The organism is Prauserella oleivorans, from assembly GCF_042685745.1.
GTDB classification, from domain to species: domain Bacteria; phylum Actinomycetota; class Actinomycetes; order Mycobacteriales; family Pseudonocardiaceae; genus Prauserella_A; species Prauserella_A oleivorans.
Map to the genome: position 1 here is coordinate 4,752,953 of NZ_JBHUNT010000001.1, position 18,539 is coordinate 4,771,491.

An 18,539-nucleotide genomic window follows, 5' to 3' on the forward strand; every position below is an offset into this window, starting at 1 on the left:
TATCCGACACGTTGGCTCCGGGGCGCTCGTTCAGCCCAGCCGTCTCCTCGGTCAATCGCGCGTGAGTTTGCGGTGGGTGACCCGGTGCGGCCTCGCGGCCTCCGGACCCATGCGCTCGACCTTGTTCTTCTCGTAGCCCTCGAAGTTGCCTTCGAACCAGAACCACTTGGCCGGGTTGGTGTCGTCGCCTTCCCACGCGAGGATGTGCGTGGCCACGCGGTCGAGGAACCACCGGTCGTGGGAGATGACCACGGCGCAACCGGGGAACTGCTCCAGCGCGTTCTCGAGCGAACTCAGGGTCTCGACGTCCAGGTCGTTGGTCGGCTCGTCGAGCAGCAGCAAGTTGCCGCCCTGCTTCAACGTCAGCGCGAGGTTGAGCCGGTTGCGCTCACCACCCGACAGCACGCCGGCGGGCTTCTGCTGATCAGGTCCCTTGAACCCGAACGCACTCACATAGGCCCGCGACGGCATCTCCGTCTGGCCGACGTTGATGTAGTCGAGCCCGTCGGAGACGACCTGCCACACGGTCTTGTCGGGGTCGATCCCCTCGCGAGTCTGGTCCACATAGGACAGCTTGACCGTCTCGCCGATCTTGACGCTGCCCTCGTCCGGCTTCTCCAGGCCGACGATCGTCTTGAACAGCGTCGTCTTGCCCACACCGTTGGGACCGATGACGCCGACGATGCCGTTACGCGGCAGGGTGAACGACAGGTCGTCGATCAGCAGCCGGTCGTCGAAGCCCTTCTTGAGGTGTTCGACCTCGACCACGACACTGCCCAGGCGCGGGCCCGGCGGAATCTGGATCTCCTCGAAGTCCAGCTTCCGGGTCTTCTCGGCCTCCGCGGCCATCTGCTCGTACCGCTCGAGACGCGACCGCGACTTGGTCTGCCGCGCCTTGGCGTTGGACCGCACCCACTCCAGTTCGCTCTGCAGGCGCTTGGCGAGTTTGGCGTCCTTCTTGCCCTGCACCTCGAGGCGTTCCCGCTTCTTCTCGAGGTAGGTCGAGTAGTTGCCCTCGTAGCCGACGACGCGGCCGCGGTCCAGCTCCATGATCCACTGCGCGACGTTGTCCAGGAAGTACCTGTCGTGCGTCACCGCGAGGACGGCACCCGGGTAGCTCGCCAGGAACTGCTCCAGCCACAGGACACTCTCGGCGTCCAGATGGTTGGTGGGCTCGTCGAGCAGCAGCAGGTCGGGCTTCGACAGCAGCAACTTGCACAGCGCGACCCGGCGCCGTTCACCACCGGAGAGGTGCGTCACCGGCTCGTCGCCCGGCGGGCACCGCAGCGCGTCCATCGCCTGTTCCAGCTGGGAGTCCAGCTCCCAGGCGTCGGCGTGGTCGAGTTCCTCCTGCAGCCGGCCCATCTCTTCCATGAGCTCGTCGCTGTAGTCGGTGGCCATCTGCTCGGCGATCTGATTGAACCGGTCGAGCTTGACCTTGATCTCGCCGAGGCCCTCCTCGACGTTGCCGCGAACGGTCTTCTCCTCGTTGAGCGGCGGCTCCTGCAACAGGATCCCGACGCTGGCGCCGGGCTGCAGGAACGCCTCACCGTTGCTCGGCTGGTCGAGTCCCGCCATGATCCGGAGGACGGTCGACTTACCAGCACCGTTCGGCCCCACGACACCGATCTTCGCACCGGGGTAGAACGCGGTGCTGACGTCGTCGAGGATGACTTTGTCCCCGACCGTCTTGCGCACCTTCTTCATGGTGTAGATGAACTCGGCCATGTAGCGATCGTAGAGCCGTGCCGCCCGCTCCTTGACGCCGGTCACCGTCCCCGCGTGTTTTCGCGCCGTGTGATCAGCCCTGCACGCAACGCGATCGACGACACTCACGCCGCCGACCCGCGCGCCGCGGTCTCGTCCGGCTGCGGTTCGGAGCCACGCGTTCCGCGGCGGACCGTGGCCGTGCACCATGCCAGGTTCGGCCCGATGGCCAGCGCCTCCAGCTCCGGGACGGAACGCGGCTGGCCGTCCGCGACGTACTCGCTGCTGTAGAGCCTCCCGGTGACGATGACCGGGTCGCCCTTGGTCAGCGACGCGCCCACCGTGCCCGCCAGCCGGCGCCAGCACGTCACCCGCACCGCCAGGCTCCGGCCGTCCCGCCACTGGCCGGTCTCCCTGTCGTAGCGCCTCTCGTTGCTGCGCAGCCAGAAGCCGACGACTTCGTCGCCGCTCGCGGTCGTCCGCCTGGACAGGTCGCTGCTCACGTTGCCGACCACCGTCAACACGGTCTCGCCGATCGCCATGGTGTCCCCTTTCGCCGGTCGTGGTTCCACCGTGCCCGGCGTTGGCGGCATCGGACGGCGTCGCGGCGAATCTGTGGACAGCACGGCTCGATGTGGACAACTCGGCAGGCCCGGCGGCGGACAGCCGAAAACTGTCGGTGGGCCGTGCTAACGCGCGTCAGTCGCGCGGCCTGCCCTGGTCGGCGAGCTGTTTGAGCATGGCGTTGTACGCTGCGAGGTCCTGCTCGCCGGTGGCTTCCTCGCGCCGGTCGCGGCGCTTGGCCTCCCGATCGTCCGCGCGTGCCCACTGCAGGAGCAGCGCGATCATCACCAGCAGCACCGGCAACTCGCCGGACGCCCACGCGATGCCGCCGCCCGTGCGCTGATCGAGCAGCAGGTTGTCCACCCACGGCAGGTCCAGGGACCGGTAGAACGACTCCCCGATCACCGTCTGCATGTTCATCAGCGTCACGCCGAAGAACGCGTGGAACGGCATCGAGGCGAAGACCAGCCCGAGCTTGCCCAGCGGGGGCAGCTTGCGCGGAGCCGGGTCGATGCCGATGACCGGCCAATAGAAGACGTAGCCCGCGAGCAGGAAGTGGGCGTTCATCGCCAGGTGCGCCCAGTGGTGGTCGAGCGCTGCGTCGAACAGGCCCGAGTAGTACAACCCGTAGAACGAGCCCACGAACAGGGCCAGCGCGACGATCGGGTTCGTGAGCACCCTCGCCACGGGCGAGTGCACGAACGCCAGCAGCCACTCCCGCGGTCCGGGCGGGGCGTTGCGGCCCGCGGTGGGCAGGGCACGCAGCGCCAGCGTGACTGGGCCGCCGAGCACGAACAGCACCGGCGCGCCCATCGACAGCAGCATGTGGTTGACCATGTGAATGCTGAACATCGCGGGCGCGTACCGGCCGATCCCCGACGACGTCGCGATCAGCAGCAAAAGGCATCCGGCCAGCCAGGCGATGGTGCGCCCGACGGGCCAGGCGTCGCCTCGACGGCGCAACCGGCGCACGCCGGCCAGGTACAGCGCCGCCAGCACGATGGCCGCCGTGCCGTAGATGAGATCGAAGCGCCAGTCGGCGATGAGCCGCCACACGGTCGGCTCACCCTGCAGGTTCCACCCGAGGAGGAGCTCCGTCGTGGACGGCTGAGCGGCGATCTCCGCCGGAGGGGGTGTCCGCGACAGTGCCGTGGCGAGGCCGATGGTGACCAGCATGATCAGGACCTCGACGGCGGCGAGCCGCACCAGCTGGCCGCCACCCGCGCCGTCCTGCAGGCCTCGGACGCTGCGTTGCCGCTGCTGGTGACCGAACACGCCCAGCACCACCAGAGCGACCACCTTGGCCAGCACCAGCAGGCCGTAGTCGGTGCTCAGCAGCTGCCCCGGTGTCACCCGCACGAGCGCGTTGACGACTCCGGACAGCGCCATCACGATCCAGCTGACCAGCGCGACCTTGGAGAACCGGGTCGCGGCCAGCGTCAGATGGCTGCCGCGACGGCGGGCGTGGGCGAGCAGCGCGATCAGCCCGCCGACCCACACCGCCGCGCCGACCAGGTGGTACAGCAGGCTGTTGGTGGCCATGTCGTGCGAACCGCCGCTGGCCGAGTGCCCGGTGACGGCCACCGGGATCAGCGCGCCGACGGACACGAAGAACAGCGTGGCCGTCCAGCCCCAGGACAGCACGAGCCTGCACCCGAGCGCGAGCAGCAGCGCGATGAACGCGGTGATCAGCCACGCTTTGGGCTGCTCGATGGCCCCGACGAAGTTGACGAAGACCTCGGGCCTCAGCACCTCGGTGACCGGCCGTCCGGCCCCGTCCGCCGCCGTGAAGAACACCGACGCCAGCGCGAACACGAACCACGCCCACGCGGCGAATCCTGCTGTGCGCAGGCCGGCATAGCCGTCGACGTCGAGCGTGCCGGACTTCTGTGGTGGCACGAGGAAAGCCGCCAACAGCAGCGATCCGATGCACACAGCCGCCGAGACATCCGCGGCCACGCGCACGACGGTGATGCCGTAGGTGGTGACCGCGCCCGGGTCGGTCAGGCCCGCCACGGCGTAGCTGATGCCCCCGGTGAGCGCGACCAGACCGACTGCGACAACGACGGCGAGCAGCACGCCGACCGCCAACAGCGGAGCCGTGCCTGCCCTGCGCCGGACCCGGACGTCCGGAGCTGGATCGGCTTCGGTGGACACGTCTACGAGGGTATGCGGGCGCGTCGCGAGGCGAGTCAGCGGACCAGGTGTGACGTGCGGCGCTCACGGTCCCGCGCGACGTGCCTGCCGGCGGCGAGTGCGGCGGGCGCGATCGCGGCGGCGACCAGGCCGACGACGACAAAGGAGACCGACAACGACGTCAACTCGGCGATGCCGCCGATGGCGGGCGGCCCGGCGAGGAAGCCGGTGTAGGAGATGGCCGTCACGAAGGAGACTTCCCTCTCGCCACCACTGTCGTCCGACCGTTTGCCTGCCTCCCCGGCGAGGCCGAGAGCGACCGGGAAGCAGGCCGCCAGGCCTGCGCCCGCGAGCATGAATCCGGCGTAGCTGACAGCGGGCACGCCGACGAGCGCGGCCGCGAGGAGTCCGGCGCTCGCGCACACCGAGCCGACCACGAGGACCCGGCCGGGGCCGAACCGCTTCTGCAGCCAGGATCCGCTGAGCCGGGCGACGGCCATGGCCACGGAAAATCCGGCGTAGGCCAGAGCGGCAGCACCTTCGCTCGCTCCTTGCTCGGTGACCAGCAGCAGCGCCGACCAGTCCGAGCTGGCACCCTCGGCGATGGCGGAGCACAGCGCCACCGCGGCGAGCAACCAGAGCACGGGACGGCGGAACAGGGCGGTGCCGGCCGCGTGGTGCGAGGCGTGCTCGGCGCGCGGTGTGACGCCCGGCAGCGCGCGGGCGACCGCGGTCAGCACGATCACTCCGGCCACCGCGGCGAGGAGGAAGTGCGGTACCGGCGACATCCCGAGGTGCGCGGCCAGCGCCGCACCTGCGGCCCCGGCGAGCGCGCCGAAGCTGAACCAGGCGTGGAAGAGCGGCATCACCGGCGTGCGCTCCGCGCGTTCGACGGCGACACCCGCGACGTTCATGGCGACGTCGAGCACACCGGAGGCCACACCGAGGCCGAACAGCGCCGCGGCCAGCCACCCGAGTGACGGGGCGGCGCCGACCAGGGGCAGGCAGCCGAAGAGGGCCAGGCCGGAGACGACCACCACGGGCCGCGCACCGAACCGTTCGACGATCCGGCCCGCCGCGAGTGCCGACAGCAGCATGCCGACGGTCGCGCCGAGCAGCGCGAGCCCGAACGAGCCCGGGCCGATGCCCACCTGGTCGCTGAGGGCGGGCGCCCGCGGCGACCACGTGCCGAGGGTCGCGCCGTTGAGTGCGAACACGACTATCACCGCGTAGCGCCGCACACCTCACCCCCTCCTGGAGTCGTCTCCGGTCCACGATCGCGCAGGTGTGGTCGGGTTCGCATCTCCATTTCGGCTGCCGGACGCGCGGTTAGCACGCTGCCATGAGGGCCACAAGCGGTTTCGGCCAACTGTGGACAACAATGACCCGAAGGAGTTGATCATGCCGAGTTATCCACAGACTCCGAATTCCCTGCTGACATTCTTGCCCTGGCTCGCCATCGTGGAATCCACACACAACACAGCAATTCATCACTGGGGGTCGAGATCATGGCACGACGTTTGTCCGCACTGCGTTCGTCCGTTCCGCGCGTTCTGGCCATCGCCACGCTCGGCGCGCTGTGCACGACCGGCATCGCCCAGGCCGAGCCGTCATCGAAGCCGCAGCCACCCGAGTTCGCCTGCGAGAAGGGCGAGTTCTGCACCTGGACCGGTGAGTTCTACAGCGGCCAGATCACCCGGTTCGACCTGCGGGGTACGAACCCCGAGGAATGCGTTCCGCTCCCGGAAGGGGTCGACGCTCGTTCGTTCGGCAGTCGAATCGAACGGCACGTCACCGTGTACCAAGACCGCGAATGTTCCACGGAAGGCGATTTCAGCACCTATCCGGGCCCCGGCACGTTCGTTCCGCAGGCGCCCTATGTGGTGAGGGCCATTCAAATCTGGAACTGACGCCCGTCCGCCAGACCCTGAGGGGCCAGGGCACGTCCACCACCGCGCTTGGGGAACGCGTGGTGCGCCGGACGTGCTCCGGGAAGGGCCGTGTCCCCGAGCGCGGCCCCGCCGCGGGTGCGCTGTCGCCGCACCTCCAGCGCACCCGCGGCACTTTCCGGTTTCAGCGCCCTGACCAGCGCAAACGTTGGCGAATGTGATCTAGGCGGCATCCAGACAGGGGTGGGTGAAACGATTCGCCGATGTCGGACGATCAGAAGAACAGTGGTGACTAAGCTGGAGGTGACGTGCCGTGACCCCCAGCGGTCAGCACCGGGCCTCCGTAGCTCAGCTGGATAGAGCAAGAGCCTTCTAATCTCTAGGTCGCAGGTTCGAGTCCTGCCGGGGGCACCACTTCTGACCTGCGGTAGCGCCGCAGGGCATGACCTGGATTGGAGCTATCGCCCTGGCGTGGGAGCACATAAGGTGCGAGCTACAACCAGATGTGGCTTCGTGAGCCGCAGAAACCCACAACGACCGCCGCAAGAGGGCTCCTTCGAGCAGCTGCCCAGCGTGGCTTTGCGGGTCAAGGCCTATGCGGAACTCGACCCGCTGAGCAAGCGGCGGCTCCATCTGGCGCGACGTCGATCTTGTTCAGTGCGCTGTTCAGGTCTCCCGCAGCGGCGTCAACCAACACGGCACGCGTACTGAGTTACTGAGTTACCCGAGGACGTCTTCGTCTTCTCCCTCTCTCGCCGACCGCCTGAAGATCCCCACGAGCTTCCCCACAAGCCTGCGCTCCTTGTTCCGTCACCGAACTGATCGCCGGCCGGCGTTGACCCGCGCACCGTCAGCGGCCGCCTCGGGGTCGACGCGCTACGAGCGGAACGCCGACCCCGACAGGCGATCGCGTGGGTAGCGCGTTGTCAATCGCGATTTCCACAACGCCATCCATGCCATGGCGCATACCCAGATCGCGGCGGAGACCGGCCGCCACCTCCGGGACCTGTCCGGCCTCCTGGTCGACACCACCGGCGTCCCCCAACCTCAGCATCGTGCTCAAGGCCCGCCACGCCGACCACGAGCGGATCCGGGAAGCCATTCACGCGAAGGACCCGCAACGCGGCCGCCGCGAGATGGAACGGCACATCGTCACGACGGTCGGCGCGGTCCACATGAGGCTCGTGCGGCCGAGAACGCGGGGTAGCGGCAGATCGCACGTTTCATCGCCGGTGACCGATTTTCCTCTCGCCCGGTCCGGTACGTCCAGACCCCGCGCGTCAGCGGAAACGACGCGCGAGGAGAGAAACCCCTGGTCACACCGGCCGCCCTGGCACGATCGCACCTGCGCCCGCCTGTACCCTGGGTACGTGAGCACGACCGACTCGGGGGGCGGCACGACGGGGAACCGCCCATCGCTGGCCTCGCAGGCATACGTTGCAATCCGCGACATGCTGACCTCCGTGCAGATCAGTCCTGGCGACCCCATCAACGAGGACCAGCTGGCCAAGATGCTGGGGATGGGGCGCACGCCCGTCCGCGAGGCGATCAAGCGGCTCGAGTCGGAACGTCTGGTGATCGTCTATCCCCGGCGGGGAGTGTTCGCGACCCAGGTGCACATGAGCGACCTGAGCCTGCTCGGTGAGGTGCGCGTCCACCTGGAAGGGGAGGCCGCCTACCAGGCCGCACGCCGGGCCAACCGGGAGCAGCGCGCCGAGTTCGAGCAACTTCTGGTCGAGGCGGGCGACCACGGCAGCGACCTCGAGTCGGAAATCGAGTTCGACAGTCGCGTTCACCGGGCGATCTATCGGGCGGCACACAACCCCTACCTCGAGAGCACCCTCGAGCAGTACTACAACCTCACGATCCGCATCTGGCACGTCTGGGCGAACCGGCTGCCGGAGATGGCAGGTCACGTGTCGCAGCTGGTACCGGTGCTCGAATCGATCCTCGCCAGGGACGCGGACCGCGCTCGCGAGCTGGCGATCGGACACGTCACGAGCTTCCAACGAGATATGGACCAGGCGTCCAGGTAGGACCCGGCGGGATGACGGGGCCAGGAGGCACGTACCCGCTACCGCGATTCCTGCCACGCCGTAGGACGCGTCCGAGGTCAGGGCGGCGGTGGCGGAGCGTTCCGCTTGACCGCATCCATTCTCGGATCGTCGTATCGCTCGTTGTACGACTCGGCCATGTTCGTTGCCCACTCCTTGGCCGCGAAGTCCGGCGATTTCCCGAACTTGACGACCCAGTCCGACTCGTCGTGCTCCAGCACCACGAAGTAGGCCTCATCCTCCTCCCGCACCTGAAGACGATCGTTCACCTGCCGAGACTGTCGTCCGGACACCGGTTTCTCCTTCCAGCCTCGCGCGCGGGCACAGACCCGCCCTAGATCTCGACGACGACGTCGTCGCCCTCGACCGTGACCTTGTAGCGGCGGATCCGGATGTGCTCGTACGCCAGGCATTGGCCCGTGGGCACGTGGTACTCCAGGCCGTGCCACGGACACACGATGACCTCGCCGTCGTGCACCCACTGCGGTTTCCACTCCGTGCTCTCGTCGGTCCGTAGCGAGCCGGTGAGGATCTTCGCCTCGCACACCGGTCCGGTCATGTGCGGGCAGATGTTCGGCAGGGCGTACAGCTTTCCCTTGATGTGGAAGACGCCCAGCTGCCTGCCGTCGACATCGACCACCTGGTGGCCGCCTTCGGGAAAGTCGGCAACCGAACCGACCCGGTAACGCTTGCGGCCGTTCTCCCCAGTCGCCAGCGCAGTGGCCACCAGGAAGGCATCGGTGCCACGGCGAACGAGGGTGTCCTCGCTCTGCACCGCATCCTTGGCCTTCTTGATCGTCTCAGTCACTGTCGTCGTCCTCTCTCAAAGCTTCCGGCCGGTGGCGTCGATGTTGAGGAAGCGACAGGCGTTCTCCCCCATCACCTTTCGCAACACCTCCTCGGTGAAGGGAACCTGAGCGAACTTCATCGGGTGGTCGAAGTCGTGGTGCGGCCAGTCGGAGGCGAACATGGTGGTGTTCTCGCCCTGGTAGAGCTCCATCACCTTCACCAGATCGGCGAGGTCGTCCGGCTCCTCGATCGGCTGGGTGCAGACGTGGACCTGCTTGAGGTAGTGGCTCGGCTTCTCCTTCAGAAACGGGACGTCCCGGCGCCGCTCGAGGTATTCCTTGTCCATCCGCAGCATCAGCCACGGCATCCACGAGATGCCCGCCTCGGACACACCCACCTTCAGGCGCGGGTACCGGACGAAGATGCCGCGGGTGATCATGTCCACCAGGTTGACCATGATGGAGAACGTGTGACTGGTGGTGTGGCGTGCCAGCTCGGTGTCGAAACCGTGGTTGTTGAACGGAAAGACCGGGTGCGTGACCGTGACGCTGTGCAACAGCACCGGCAGCTCGTAATGCTGCGCGGCCTCGAAGATCGGGTGGTACTTCCGGTTGCCCCATAAGGGATCCAGGCCGGCGCAGGGCAGATAGACGCCGACGATGTCCGGGTGGTCGGCGTACTTGGCGATCTCGCGCGCCGCGTCCTCCGGGTCGTGCGTGCACGCCACGATGAGGCCGAGCAGTCCGTCCTTCTGCGACGTCCACTTCTCGACCAGCCAGCGGTTGTAGGCCCTGGCGATGGCCGCCGCGTACTCGGTCTGGGTCAGCACGGGCAGTTTGAGAAGGTGGTCCGGGAACAACAGACCCAGGTCGACGTCGAGCTGGTTCAGCTCGGTCCTCATCTGCTCTTTGGTCCAGACCATTCGAGCGCCCTCGTGGGCGGTCGGGAACTTGGCCTGATAGCTGCCATCGGAGACACCGGGCGAGAAGCTGGGGATGTCGAGATAGGTCTCGGGGCGGTCGGCGATGTTCTCCAGCGCCACCCGCCACGGCATGTCGCAGTACGGGGCGAGCTCGCCCGGTGACTCGTGCACGTGGACATCGGTGTCCACGATGAGCACATTCTCCAACGTATTGCTCGTCTGCAGGTGTTTCGGCGCGACCTGGGTCATGGTGGGAGTGCCTCCTCGAGAGAACGGCGGTCAGGATTCGTCGAGCCCGATGGCGGCGGTCGGACAGGATCGCTGCGCCATCCGCAGTTGTTCGATGGTGGCCGCACCGACGTCACGGACCTCGGCGACGTCGTAGTCGTCCAGCTCGATGGCGCCGTGTGACAGGTGCACACAGTTGCCCGATCCGATGCACAGATCGCGGTCGATCGACACGTGGACCGTCATGACGTGACAACCTCCTTGTCGTCGTTTGCCGGCACGTGGGCGCCCTCGAGCAGCTGCTTGCGCAACCGCCCGAACTCCTTCGGCCTGCCGGCCCCGAAGACGCCCACCGTCCTGCCCTCGTTGGCGTACCTGGCGACGAAGTCGGTGGGACCCGTTCCGCCGATCTCGACCGTGTCCCAGACGGGCGCGTATCCGGCCCACTGGTACTTCACGTCGTAGTGGTCCGACCAGAAGAAGGGCACCGGGTCGAACGTCACGTCCTGCCCGAGGACGCTGCGCGCGGCGGCCGCTCCGTGCTTGCCTGCCGTGTCCCAATGCTCGATGTGGCAGTGGGTTTGATATCGCGGGCTCCACCATTGGGCGCAGTCGCCGGCGGCGAACACGCCGGGAAGCGAGGTCCGGCATGCCGAATCCGTGACGATCGCACGGTCGAGTTCGATCCCACTGGACCGCAGCCAGTCGACGGCCGGCCGCATGCCGACGCCGACCACTACGCTGTCGCAGGTGAGGGTCGAGCCATCACTCAGTTCGACCTCGTAGCCACCGGCCGCTTCCACCACGCCCTCGGCCTGCACCCCGCACCGCAGCGCGACGCCGCGTGACGCGTGCAGATTGGCGACCAGACTTCCGACTTCCGGGCCGAGCACGGGCCCGAGCGGCACCTCGCTCGCTTCGACCAGCGTGACACCGCACCCGAAAGCTGTCGCCGCCGCGGCGATCTCCCCTCCGACGAACCCGCCGCCGATCACGACGACGTGCCTGCTCCGTTCCAGCGCGTCCCGGACCGGTGCGACGTCGGCTGCGGTGCGCATGGTGAGCACCCCCGGAGCGGCCAGCGCCCGAGGAAGGACGGGTCCGCCGCCGACCGCCAGCACCACACGGTCGTAGCCGATGCTCGATCCACCGGCGAGCGTCACGGTACGAGCACGCGGATCCAGCGCGAGCGCCTCGGCCCCCAATCGCAGCTCGACGCCCACTTCCTCGTACACACCCGGCGAAGCCAGAGCGGCGACGTCCGCGTGCTCGCCGACGAGGTTTCCCTTGGACAGCAACGTGCGGTCGTACGGAGGGATCGGCTCGGCGCTCACCATCGTGACCGCACCGTCGAAGCCGATCCTGCGGAGCTCGGTGGCGCAGCGGTGCGCGGCCGGGCCACCCCCTACCACCACGACACGCCGGACCTCGTCCACGGCACCGGAATCCCACGAGGCAGAAGGATTTGGCTCTGGGTGCGACATGGCTCGAGCACCTTCTTTCGCGTCGACCGGCCGGCTCCGAAGAGGGACACGACCATCCCCCGACCCGCGCCACGTTATGCCGACTGACATTCGACAACTCATATATCAATCTGTACGCTAGATCACACTGAAGTCGCTGTCAACGACAGCCTCCCGGAAGGCGCGTGGGCCAGGCAGTGCCTCCCGATCGGTCTGAGGAGAGCAACGTGGCGTTCCGAGCAGCGGTGCTGGCCGCACCCGGAGAGAAGCTGACCATCGAATCCGTCGAGATTGACCGGGTGCCGCCGGACAGCGTGCTGGTCCGGATGGGCGCGGCAGGCATCTGCCACACCGACCTCGAGGTGATCGAGGGCCAACTCGCGTACCCGATGCCGATCACGCTGGGCCACGAGGGCGCGGGAACGATCGCGGAGGTCGGGGACGGCGTCGATCCGGCGCGTATCGGTGAGAAGGTCGTGCTGTCGTGGAATCCGCACTGCGGCACCTGCCCCGCATGCGAGCGCGGTGAGGCGATCCTGTGCGCGCGTTATCTGGCGCTGGGCCCGCAGGCCGTCGACTTCACCGGGCAGACGCGGCTGCGCTGCGCCACCGGCGCCGTCCACACCATGTTCTTCATGGCGGCCTTCGCCGAATACGCGGTGGTGACCGCGGGCTGCGCGGTCACGATCCCCGCGGAGATGCCGCTCGATCGGGCCTGCCTGCTCGGCTGTGGAGTGATGACCGGCCATGGGGCGGTCACCAACGTCTCCGGAATCCGGCCGGGTGACTCGGCGATGGTGATCGGTTGCGGCGCTGTCGGCCTCGCGGCCGTGCAGGCGGCGCGGCTCGCCGGTGCGAGCACCGTGATCGCTGTGGACCGGCACGACCCGAAACTGGATCTGGCGCTGGAGTACGGCGCCACCCACGTGATCAACTCTCGCCGGCACGACGCGCTCGCCCTCGCCCGCCGGCTGACCGGCGGCACGGGCGTCGACTGCGTGGTCGAGTCCGCGGGCAGCCTTTCGGCTTTCCGGCTCTCGACCGAGGCGTGCCGGCCGGGTGGCGAGATCATCTGGTTGGGCAAGCTGGGTGTCGACGAGGACGTGACCTTCCGCTGGGGCGCCCTGATGCAGGAGAAACGCATCCGGCGCAACAGCTATGGCAACGCTCGGCCGAGCCGCGACTTTCCCGCGCTGTGCCGTCAGTACCTGGACGGACGGCTCAAACTCGATACCCTTGTCACTGGGCGTATTCCGCTCGAGCGGATCAACGAAGGTTTCGACCTGCTCAGGCAACGGCAGGCCATCCGCACCGTGGTGGTCTTCGAGTAAGGGGTCCTGCGGTGCCGGTTCTGTTGCAACATGACGTCCACGGCCCGGACGACGCTCCCCCGCTCGTGCTTTCCGGCTCCGTCGGCAGCACCATCGACATGTGGGCACCGAACGTGCCCGCCTTGGCCGCCAGGTTCCGGGTCGTGCGGCTCAACCACCGTGGTCACGGCCGGTCGCCTGCTCCCCCGGGCCCTTACCACATCGAGGATCTGGCGGAGGATGCACTCGCGACGCTGGACGCGCTGGGCATCGAACGCTTCGCCTGGTGCGGCCTTTCCATGGGCGCGATGATCGGCATGGCCATCGCAACCCAGCAGCCCGAGCGCCTCGACGCGCTCGTCCTCTGCTGCACATCCGCTCGCCTGGCCGACACCTCGGTCTGGCGGGAAAGGGCCGAACGCGTCGCGCGGGAGGGCACGCGGCCGCTGGCGCCGGAGATCGTCCGGCGGTGGTTCACCGAGCGCTGGGCCCGCCACCATCCGGCCGAGGTCGCGCGCGCCCGAAGCTGGGTCGCCACCACCTCCGACGACGCGTACCGCAACTGCTGCGACGCCATCGCGGAGTGGGATCACCTCGAGCGGTTACCGGCGATCACGGCACCCACGCTCGTGCTCGCCGGTGAGCATGACATCGCCACACCGCCGGAGCCGGACGCGACAACGCTGGCCGACCGTATTCCCGACGCGCGGCTGGAAATCCTCGACGCAGCGCACCTGGCGACCATGGAGGCTCCCGCGGCGGCCGACCACGCCCTCCTCCGGCACCTGCTCCGCTGACGTCTGGCCGAGGGCCGGGACCATTCAGGCCCCGGCCCTCGGCCAGTCCAGCGCCGCTAGCCGGAGACGTCTTCGAGGACCTTGTTCTTGGTCTCGGGCCCGAGCACGAGCACGATCAGGCCGCCCAACACGAAGAAGGCCGCCGGCACGATGAAGGCCGTTCCCTCGCCGAAGGCCTCCAGCACCACCGGCACGATGAGCGGACCGACCAGCGCACCGGCCCTACCCAGCGCCGACGAGGTTCCGCATCCCGTCGCGCGCGCCCGATTGGAGAAGACCTCCGGGGTGTAGGCGTAGAGAGCCGACCACATACCGAAGAAGAAGAACTGCATGATCGAACCGATGATCAGCAGCTCCGCGGACGACGAAGCACCGCCGTAGAAGTAGGCCGAGACCGCGCTCAGCAGGATGAATCCGGAGATGACGGGCTTACGGCCCAGTCGTTCCAGCAGAACGGAAGCCAGCAAGAACCCCGGAATTCCCCACAATGCCATGAGCACCACGTACCCGATGGACTTCGCGGTCGTCATCCCGGAATCGGCCAGCAGCTTGCCCATCCACGTGGTGATGCCGTAATAGCCGAGCAGAGTGCAGAACCACACCGCCCACATCATGATGGTGCGCCGGCGGTACTTGGCACTGAACAGCTCGGCGATCGCGAACTTGCCCGAGCCGCCGGACCGCGACTGAGTAACCGGCGCCGGATCGGGAAGGCGACGGCCACTGGATTGCTCCACCCGCCGCTCGAACTCGGCCAGCGTCTCCTCCGCCTGGTCGAACCGCCTCGTCGCCGCGAACCACCGCGGCGACTCGGGCACGCCACGACGGACGATCAGCGCGAACAACGAGCACCCGGCCATGACGAAGAAGATCGACCGCCAGCCGAATGCGGGCACGATCACCAGTGCCAGCACCCCGCACGTGATGAACCCGATCGGCCAGAACCCCTCGAGCCAGCCCACCAGCTTCCCTCGGCTGTGCGCCGGCACGAACTCGCTGAGCATCGCCTGTGCCACGGGGAACTCCGCACCCATGCCGAGGCCGATGACGAACCGGCACACCATCAGGAAGGCCACGTCCTGGGACAGGGCCGCACCGAGGCTGCCCAGCCCCCACACGATCATGCTCGTCGTGAAGACCGGCCGCCGTCCGAAGCGGTCGCCGAGGACCCCCGACAGACTCGCCCCGATGATCATTCCGGCGAAGCTGACACTCGCCAGCGCCCCGGCGCTTGTGCCGCTCAGCTGGAACTCCGCGGAGATGGGACCGAGGATGAAGGTCAACGCCGCCAGGTCCATCGAGTCGAACATCCAGGCCGTGGCGATGATCGCGAAAAGGCGCCATTGATGCCTCGTCATCGGAAGCCGTTCGAGGCGCGCGGAAACCTGCGCGGCGTCGAGCGGTACGGGTAAGCCCTTCGTGTGTCCTGGGACGGCGGGCGACTCTGCCATACCGATACCTCCGACATGTTGCGGAAAGTCGGGCACGTTCAGGTACGTTCCGATGGCCGTTCGAGCGCAGCACCATTGCTGGCGGCGACCTGCATTGCGATCGGGCAGCGGGACTAACTGGCGGTAGTTCTGCCGACCTGTTGTCGACCAGTGATGTATCAGGGACCGTAGCCTAAGTCACAGTGACAACCAGGTCAAGGTTGCACCGCTCGCGCTCGGGTGCCCGGCGCGAGCGGCCCATGTGCACATCGCGGCGCGGGACGCCGGCCGCCGCGAGCGAGAGGGCGCCGCTGGTACCGATGGTCACTACGAGCCGTGATCGCCGCCGGGAATCGCGCGTAACGCAGCGAGCAGGGCGGCTCGGCACCGCCAGAGCACTGTGGACACTCCGCGGCGAGCGTGTAGCCAACCCCCCAGTCGCCTCCTCGGCTCGATGTCAGTCGTCCGGAGCCACTCGTCGACGGCCACCGCGAACGTCGCGGCCGTGCTCGGCGAGCGCTCTCCCGCCCGGCACCGGCCGACCCCTGGCAACACCCGAAGCTGCCACGAGCCAACGCGACAGCGGATGTCACCTCCTTCGGCGGTCGCTCCTGCCTCGCCGCAGCCACCGCAGACAGCGTCCGACGACGGCAAGGACCACGGACCACCAACGATCCGCTCATGGACACAACCAGGTAGAAATGTTCTTGAAACGGGATCAGAGGCTTGTCGGCCAACGCTTCATTATGCCGAGCGGTTCCTCGTCGCCGACCGCATTGGCCTCAGTATCGGGAACACAAACGACGTCGCGCGATCAGCGTCGCCCGGCGGATCGTCGCAACACGTTGACCGCCGGCATGGTGCCGTCATTTGGGCTGGACGATCACAGGCCCTCCGACGGCACCCTCACCGCTGTGGTGAGAGCGGAACCGACAGCACCGCTCCATCGAATTCACCTGGCTCGGCAAGGCCCACGGTCGCCGAGGTGACCACGAGTCGATCGCGATCGACGTAGACGCTGGTCGGCTGCTCGGCTGGGACCTCGACGATGCGCTCCAACGAGCCTGTGGGCGTGTACCGGCGAACGTGCCCCGCCCCCCATATCGCCGACCACAGGAACCCCTCCGCATCGACCATCATGCCGTCCGGACTGCCGTGTTCGACGGTGACGAACTCGGTACGCGCCCCGAGTCGCCCGCTGGCAGGGTCAACGGCGAAGCGATAGATCACGCCCTGTGCGCTGTCGGCGAGGTACATCGTGGTGCCCTCCGCGTCGAACGCGGGACCGTTGGGGATGGTGAGGTCGCTGAGCACGCGGGTGACCGTCCCGTCCGGATCGACGCGATACAGGGATCCGGCGCCCGGTGTGTTGTCGTAGGCCATCGACCCGGCCCAGAACCGCCCGGAAGGATCGGCCACGCCGTCATTCATCCGCATCGGTGTCGCGGCTGCATCCTCGGGGCGGGCAAGCCAGTGCCCGACGCCGGTGTCGCCGAGCACCGCGATTCCCGTTCCCGCGGCTGCGATCCAGCCTCCGCCCGGCCGTGGGGCGACGGCGCCGAGCGGCACGTCCAGCTGGAGCAGTACCCGCGGTTCGCCGTCGGAAGGCAGCTCGAGCAGCCGTCCGGTCAGGATGTCGACCATGATCATCCGGTCGCCGACTCTCCGTAAACCCTCGCCGAGTCCGAAGCGCTCCCCCGGCCATGCCGTGTGGTTCCCGCTCATCGCAACGCCGCTCCTTCTCCGAGCGCCAGCAACTCCAGTTCCGCCCGTGTGGGCAGTCCTTCCCAGTCTCCCGCCGTGGCCACGGCGAACGCACCCGCCCGGTTGCCCCTCGCCAGCCGCTCGGCAAGGCCGAGCCCGTCGAGCAGCGCGGAGAGGTAGCCCGCGGTGAACGCGTCGCCCGCGCCGACCGAGTCGACCACCGGCACCTGGTGGCCCGGCCCGCGCTGTTCACCGTCGGCGGTGGTCACCGCGGCGCCGTCGGCACCGAGCTTGGTCACGACCTCGCGCACACCCGCGGCCAGCAAGGCGCTCACGCCGCCCACGAGGTCCAGTTCGTTCGCGGAGCCGATCACCACGTCGGCCCTCCGCGCGAGCGGGGTGAGCACGGGTGCCGCGTCGGCGGCGGACCACAGACGGCCGCGGTGGTTGACGTCGAACGACACGGTGGCGCCCTGTTCGCGGGCGAGTGCCACGGCCCGTTCGACGGCCGCACGGGGTCCGTCGCCGAGTGCGGGCGTGATACCGGTGAGGTGCAGCAGGCGGATGTCCGCACCGAGCACGACATCCGCCGCGCTCAACCGTGAACCCGCCGCGCCGGAACGGTAATACTGCACGCGCGTGACGTCGGGTAACCGCTGTTCGAACAGGATCAGCCCGGTCGGCGCCGTACCGTCTCGTTCCACTGTAGACACGTCGACACCCTCGGCCCGCAGGGTACGCAGCACCAGCTCCCCCGCTTCGTCGGCACCGACGCGGCCGAGCCAGCGCACCGGATGCCCGAGCCTGGAGAGTCCGATCGCGACGTTCGACTCGGCGCCTGCGATCGACGAGCGGAACGACGTGCCCAGGCGTAGGAGTCCGTCGGCGCGCAGCGAGACCATCGTCTCGCCGAGGGTGACGATCTCAGCCATCGGCGGCCGCCACGAACCGGGCGGCGCGCTCGCGCAGCGCGTCAAGGTCACCGCCGTGGGGGGCGTCGCCGCCGAGCGGGCTGCCGACGCCGACCGCGAGCGCGCCCGCCTCGAGGTACTGGGGGACGTCGGCGAGGCCGACCCCGCCGACGGGCACCAGGCCGAGCCCGGGGAACGGGTCGCCGAGTGCCTTGACGTAGCCGGGTCCGAGGCTGCCCGCGGGGAACAGTTTCACCGCCGTGGCCCCGGCGCGGTGTGCGGCGAGCACCTCGGTGGGTGTCATCGCACCCGCCAGCACGGGCATCCCCAGTTCCAGTGCCGCGCCGACGCCTTCGCCGAGCGCGGGAGTCACCGCGAAGGTCGCGCCCGCGTCCCGGGCGGCCTTCGCGTCCTTCTCGGTGAGCACCGTGCCGGCGCCGATGTGAGCCGCCGAGCCCAGCTTCGCGCAGATCCGGGTCAGCACCCCGGCGGCGTCGGCCGAGGTGAGCGAGACCTCCAGCAGCCGCACCCCGGATTCCACCAGCACTTCCGCCGTGCGCTCGCACGCCGCGGGGTCGCTGCCCCGGATGATCGCCATCAGCCGGTGGCGCGCCAGGAGTTCGTTCAGATCCATG

17 protein-coding genes and 1 tRNA gene are annotated in these 18,539 nt (G+C 68.4%); 5 read left to right on the plus strand and 13 right to left on the minus strand.

Features of this window, described 5'->3' with window-relative positions; genetic code table 11:
* Positions 1–51 precede the first annotated feature (51 nt).
* The 4 genes from ettA to ACFSZT_RS23365 form a co-directional block, all read right to left on the minus strand.
* The gene (ettA, locus tag ACFSZT_RS23350; protein WP_377384194.1) at positions 52–1,728 is read right to left on the minus strand and encodes an energy-dependent translational throttle protein EttA; all 1,677 of its coding nucleotides are present in this window, start codon (positions 1,726–1,728) and stop codon (positions 52–54) included.
* Between the two features lie 104 nt (positions 1,729–1,832).
* Positions 1,833–2,249 (minus strand): single-stranded DNA-binding protein, encoded by a 417-nt coding sequence (locus ACFSZT_RS23355; protein WP_377384015.1) that lies wholly within the window; start codon positions 2,247–2,249, stop codon positions 1,833–1,835.
* A gap of 157 nt (positions 2,250–2,406) precedes the next feature.
* A complete protein-coding gene (locus ACFSZT_RS23360; protein WP_377384012.1) occupies positions 2,407–4,428 on the minus strand; it encodes a cytochrome c oxidase assembly protein in 2,022 nt (673 codons plus the stop codon).
* Between the two features lie 35 nt (positions 4,429–4,463).
* On the minus strand, positions 4,464–5,633 hold the full coding sequence (locus ACFSZT_RS23365; protein ID WP_377384191.1) for an MFS transporter: 1,170 nt from the start codon (positions 5,631–5,633) through the stop codon (positions 4,464–4,466).
* A 282-nt stretch (positions 5,634–5,915) separates the two neighbouring features.
* Between ACFSZT_RS23365 and ACFSZT_RS23370 the strand changes: the two genes are divergently transcribed.
* The 3 genes from ACFSZT_RS23370 (at position 5,916) to ACFSZT_RS23380 (ending at position 8,332) form a co-directional block, all read left to right on the plus strand.
* Positions 5,916–6,317, plus strand: coding sequence for a peptidase inhibitor family I36 protein (locus ACFSZT_RS23370; protein WP_377384009.1), 402 nt, complete (start codon positions 5,916–5,918; stop codon positions 6,315–6,317).
* Positions 6,318–6,633: 316 nt separating this feature from the next.
* Positions 6,634–6,710, plus strand: a tRNA-Arg gene (locus ACFSZT_RS23375).
* A 956-nt stretch (positions 6,711–7,666) separates the two neighbouring features.
* Positions 7,667–8,332: a GntR family transcriptional regulator gene (locus tag ACFSZT_RS23380; protein ID WP_377384007.1), complete on the plus strand. Its 666-nt coding sequence runs from the start codon at positions 7,667–7,669 to the stop codon at positions 8,330–8,332.
* Positions 8,333–8,409: 77 nt separating this feature from the next.
* On the opposite strand, the gene ACFSZT_RS23385 is transcribed toward ACFSZT_RS23380, so the two are convergent.
* The 5 genes from ACFSZT_RS23385 to ACFSZT_RS23405 form a co-directional block, all read right to left on the minus strand.
* Positions 8,410–8,619, minus strand: a complete 210-nt coding sequence (locus tag ACFSZT_RS23385; RefSeq protein ID WP_377384004.1) for a hypothetical protein — start codon at positions 8,617–8,619, stop codon at positions 8,410–8,412.
* A 65-nt stretch (positions 8,620–8,684) separates the two neighbouring features.
* A complete protein-coding gene (locus tag ACFSZT_RS23390) occupies positions 8,685–9,158 on the minus strand; it encodes a Rieske (2Fe-2S) protein (RefSeq protein ID WP_377384001.1) in 474 nt (157 codons plus the stop codon).
* Positions 9,159–9,173: 15 nt separating this feature from the next.
* Positions 9,174–10,310 carry an amidohydrolase family protein gene (locus ACFSZT_RS23395; RefSeq protein ID WP_377383999.1) on the minus strand — a complete coding sequence of 379 codons (1,137 nt, stop codon included), beginning with the start codon at positions 10,308–10,310 and terminating at the stop codon, positions 9,174–9,176.
* Positions 10,311–10,340: 30 nt separating this feature from the next.
* Positions 10,341–10,535, minus strand: a complete 195-nt coding sequence (locus tag ACFSZT_RS23400; protein WP_377383996.1) for a ferredoxin — start codon at positions 10,533–10,535, stop codon at positions 10,341–10,343.
* Positions 10,532–11,773, minus strand: coding sequence for an NAD(P)/FAD-dependent oxidoreductase (locus ACFSZT_RS23405; RefSeq protein WP_377383993.1), 1,242 nt, complete (start codon positions 11,771–11,773; stop codon positions 10,532–10,534). Before ACFSZT_RS23405 ends, ACFSZT_RS23400 begins: the two co-directional genes overlap by 4 nt.
* Before the next feature lie 206 nt (positions 11,774–11,979).
* Here ACFSZT_RS23405 and ACFSZT_RS23410 point away from each other — a divergent pair, with 206 nt between their 5' ends.
* Both ACFSZT_RS23410 and pcaD read left to right on the plus strand, forming a co-directional pair.
* The gene (locus tag ACFSZT_RS23410) at positions 11,980–13,083 is read left to right on the plus strand and encodes a zinc-binding dehydrogenase (RefSeq protein ID WP_377383990.1); all 1,104 of its coding nucleotides are present in this window, start codon (positions 11,980–11,982) and stop codon (positions 13,081–13,083) included.
* An 11-nt stretch (positions 13,084–13,094) separates the two neighbouring features.
* A complete protein-coding gene (pcaD, locus tag ACFSZT_RS23415; protein ID WP_377383988.1) occupies positions 13,095–13,859 on the plus strand; it encodes a 3-oxoadipate enol-lactonase in 765 nt (254 codons plus the stop codon).
* 56 nt (positions 13,860–13,915) lie between these two features.
* On the opposite strand, the gene ACFSZT_RS23420 is transcribed toward pcaD, so the two are convergent.
* The 4 genes from ACFSZT_RS23420 to ACFSZT_RS23435 all read right to left on the minus strand — a co-directional run bounded on the left by ACFSZT_RS23420 (position 13,916) and on the right by ACFSZT_RS23435 (position 18,538).
* On the minus strand, positions 13,916–15,217 hold the full coding sequence (locus tag ACFSZT_RS23420; protein WP_377383985.1) for an MFS transporter: 1,302 nt from the start codon (positions 15,215–15,217) through the stop codon (positions 13,916–13,918).
* Positions 15,218–16,195: 978 nt separating this feature from the next.
* The gene (locus ACFSZT_RS23425; protein ID WP_377383982.1) at positions 16,196–17,014 is read right to left on the minus strand and encodes an SMP-30/gluconolactonase/LRE family protein; all 819 of its coding nucleotides are present in this window, start codon (positions 17,012–17,014) and stop codon (positions 16,196–16,198) included.
* Positions 17,011–17,925 (minus strand): sugar kinase, encoded by a 915-nt coding sequence (locus ACFSZT_RS23430; RefSeq protein ID WP_377383980.1) that lies wholly within the window; start codon positions 17,923–17,925, stop codon positions 17,011–17,013. Before ACFSZT_RS23430 ends, ACFSZT_RS23425 begins: the two co-directional genes overlap by 4 nt.
* Positions 17,918–18,538: a bifunctional 4-hydroxy-2-oxoglutarate aldolase/2-dehydro-3-deoxy-phosphogluconate aldolase gene (locus tag ACFSZT_RS23435; protein WP_377383977.1), complete on the minus strand. Its 621-nt coding sequence runs from the start codon at positions 18,536–18,538 to the stop codon at positions 17,918–17,920. Before ACFSZT_RS23435 ends, ACFSZT_RS23430 begins: the two co-directional genes overlap by 8 nt.
* Between the last annotated feature and the right edge of the window lies 1 nt (position 18,539).

Coding starts and splice junctions, on each gene's coding strand:
- ACFSZT_RS23420 (WP_377383985.1), bottom strand. CDS start 15,217: ATGACGAGGCATCAATGGCGCCTTTTCGCGATCATCGCCACGGCCTGG.
- ACFSZT_RS23435 (WP_377383977.1), bottom strand. CDS start 18,538: ATGGATCTGAACGAACTCCTGGCGCGCCACCGGCTGATGGCGATCATC.
- ACFSZT_RS23395 (WP_377383999.1), bottom strand. CDS start 10,310: ATGACCCAGGTCGCGCCGAAACACCTGCAGACGAGCAATACGTTGGAG.
- ACFSZT_RS23405 (WP_377383993.1), bottom strand. CDS start 11,773: ATGTCGCACCCAGAGCCAAATCCTTCTGCCTCGTGGGATTCCGGTGCC.
- ACFSZT_RS23430 (WP_377383980.1), bottom strand. CDS start 17,925: ATGGCTGAGATCGTCACCCTCGGCGAGACGATGGTCTCGCTGCGCGCC.
- ACFSZT_RS23400 (WP_377383996.1), bottom strand. CDS start 10,535: ATGACGGTCCACGTGTCGATCGACCGCGATCTGTGCATCGGATCGGGC.
- ACFSZT_RS23370 (WP_377384009.1), top strand. CDS start 5,916: ATGGCACGACGTTTGTCCGCACTGCGTTCGTCCGTTCCGCGCGTTCTG.
- ACFSZT_RS23355 (WP_377384015.1), bottom strand. CDS start 2,249: ATGGCGATCGGCGAGACCGTGTTGACGGTGGTCGGCAACGTGAGCAGC.
- ettA (WP_377384194.1), bottom strand. CDS start 1,728: ATGGCCGAGTTCATCTACACCATGAAGAAGGTGCGCAAGACGGTCGGG.
- ACFSZT_RS23425 (WP_377383982.1), bottom strand. CDS start 17,014: ATGAGCGGGAACCACACGGCATGGCCGGGGGAGCGCTTCGGACTCGGC.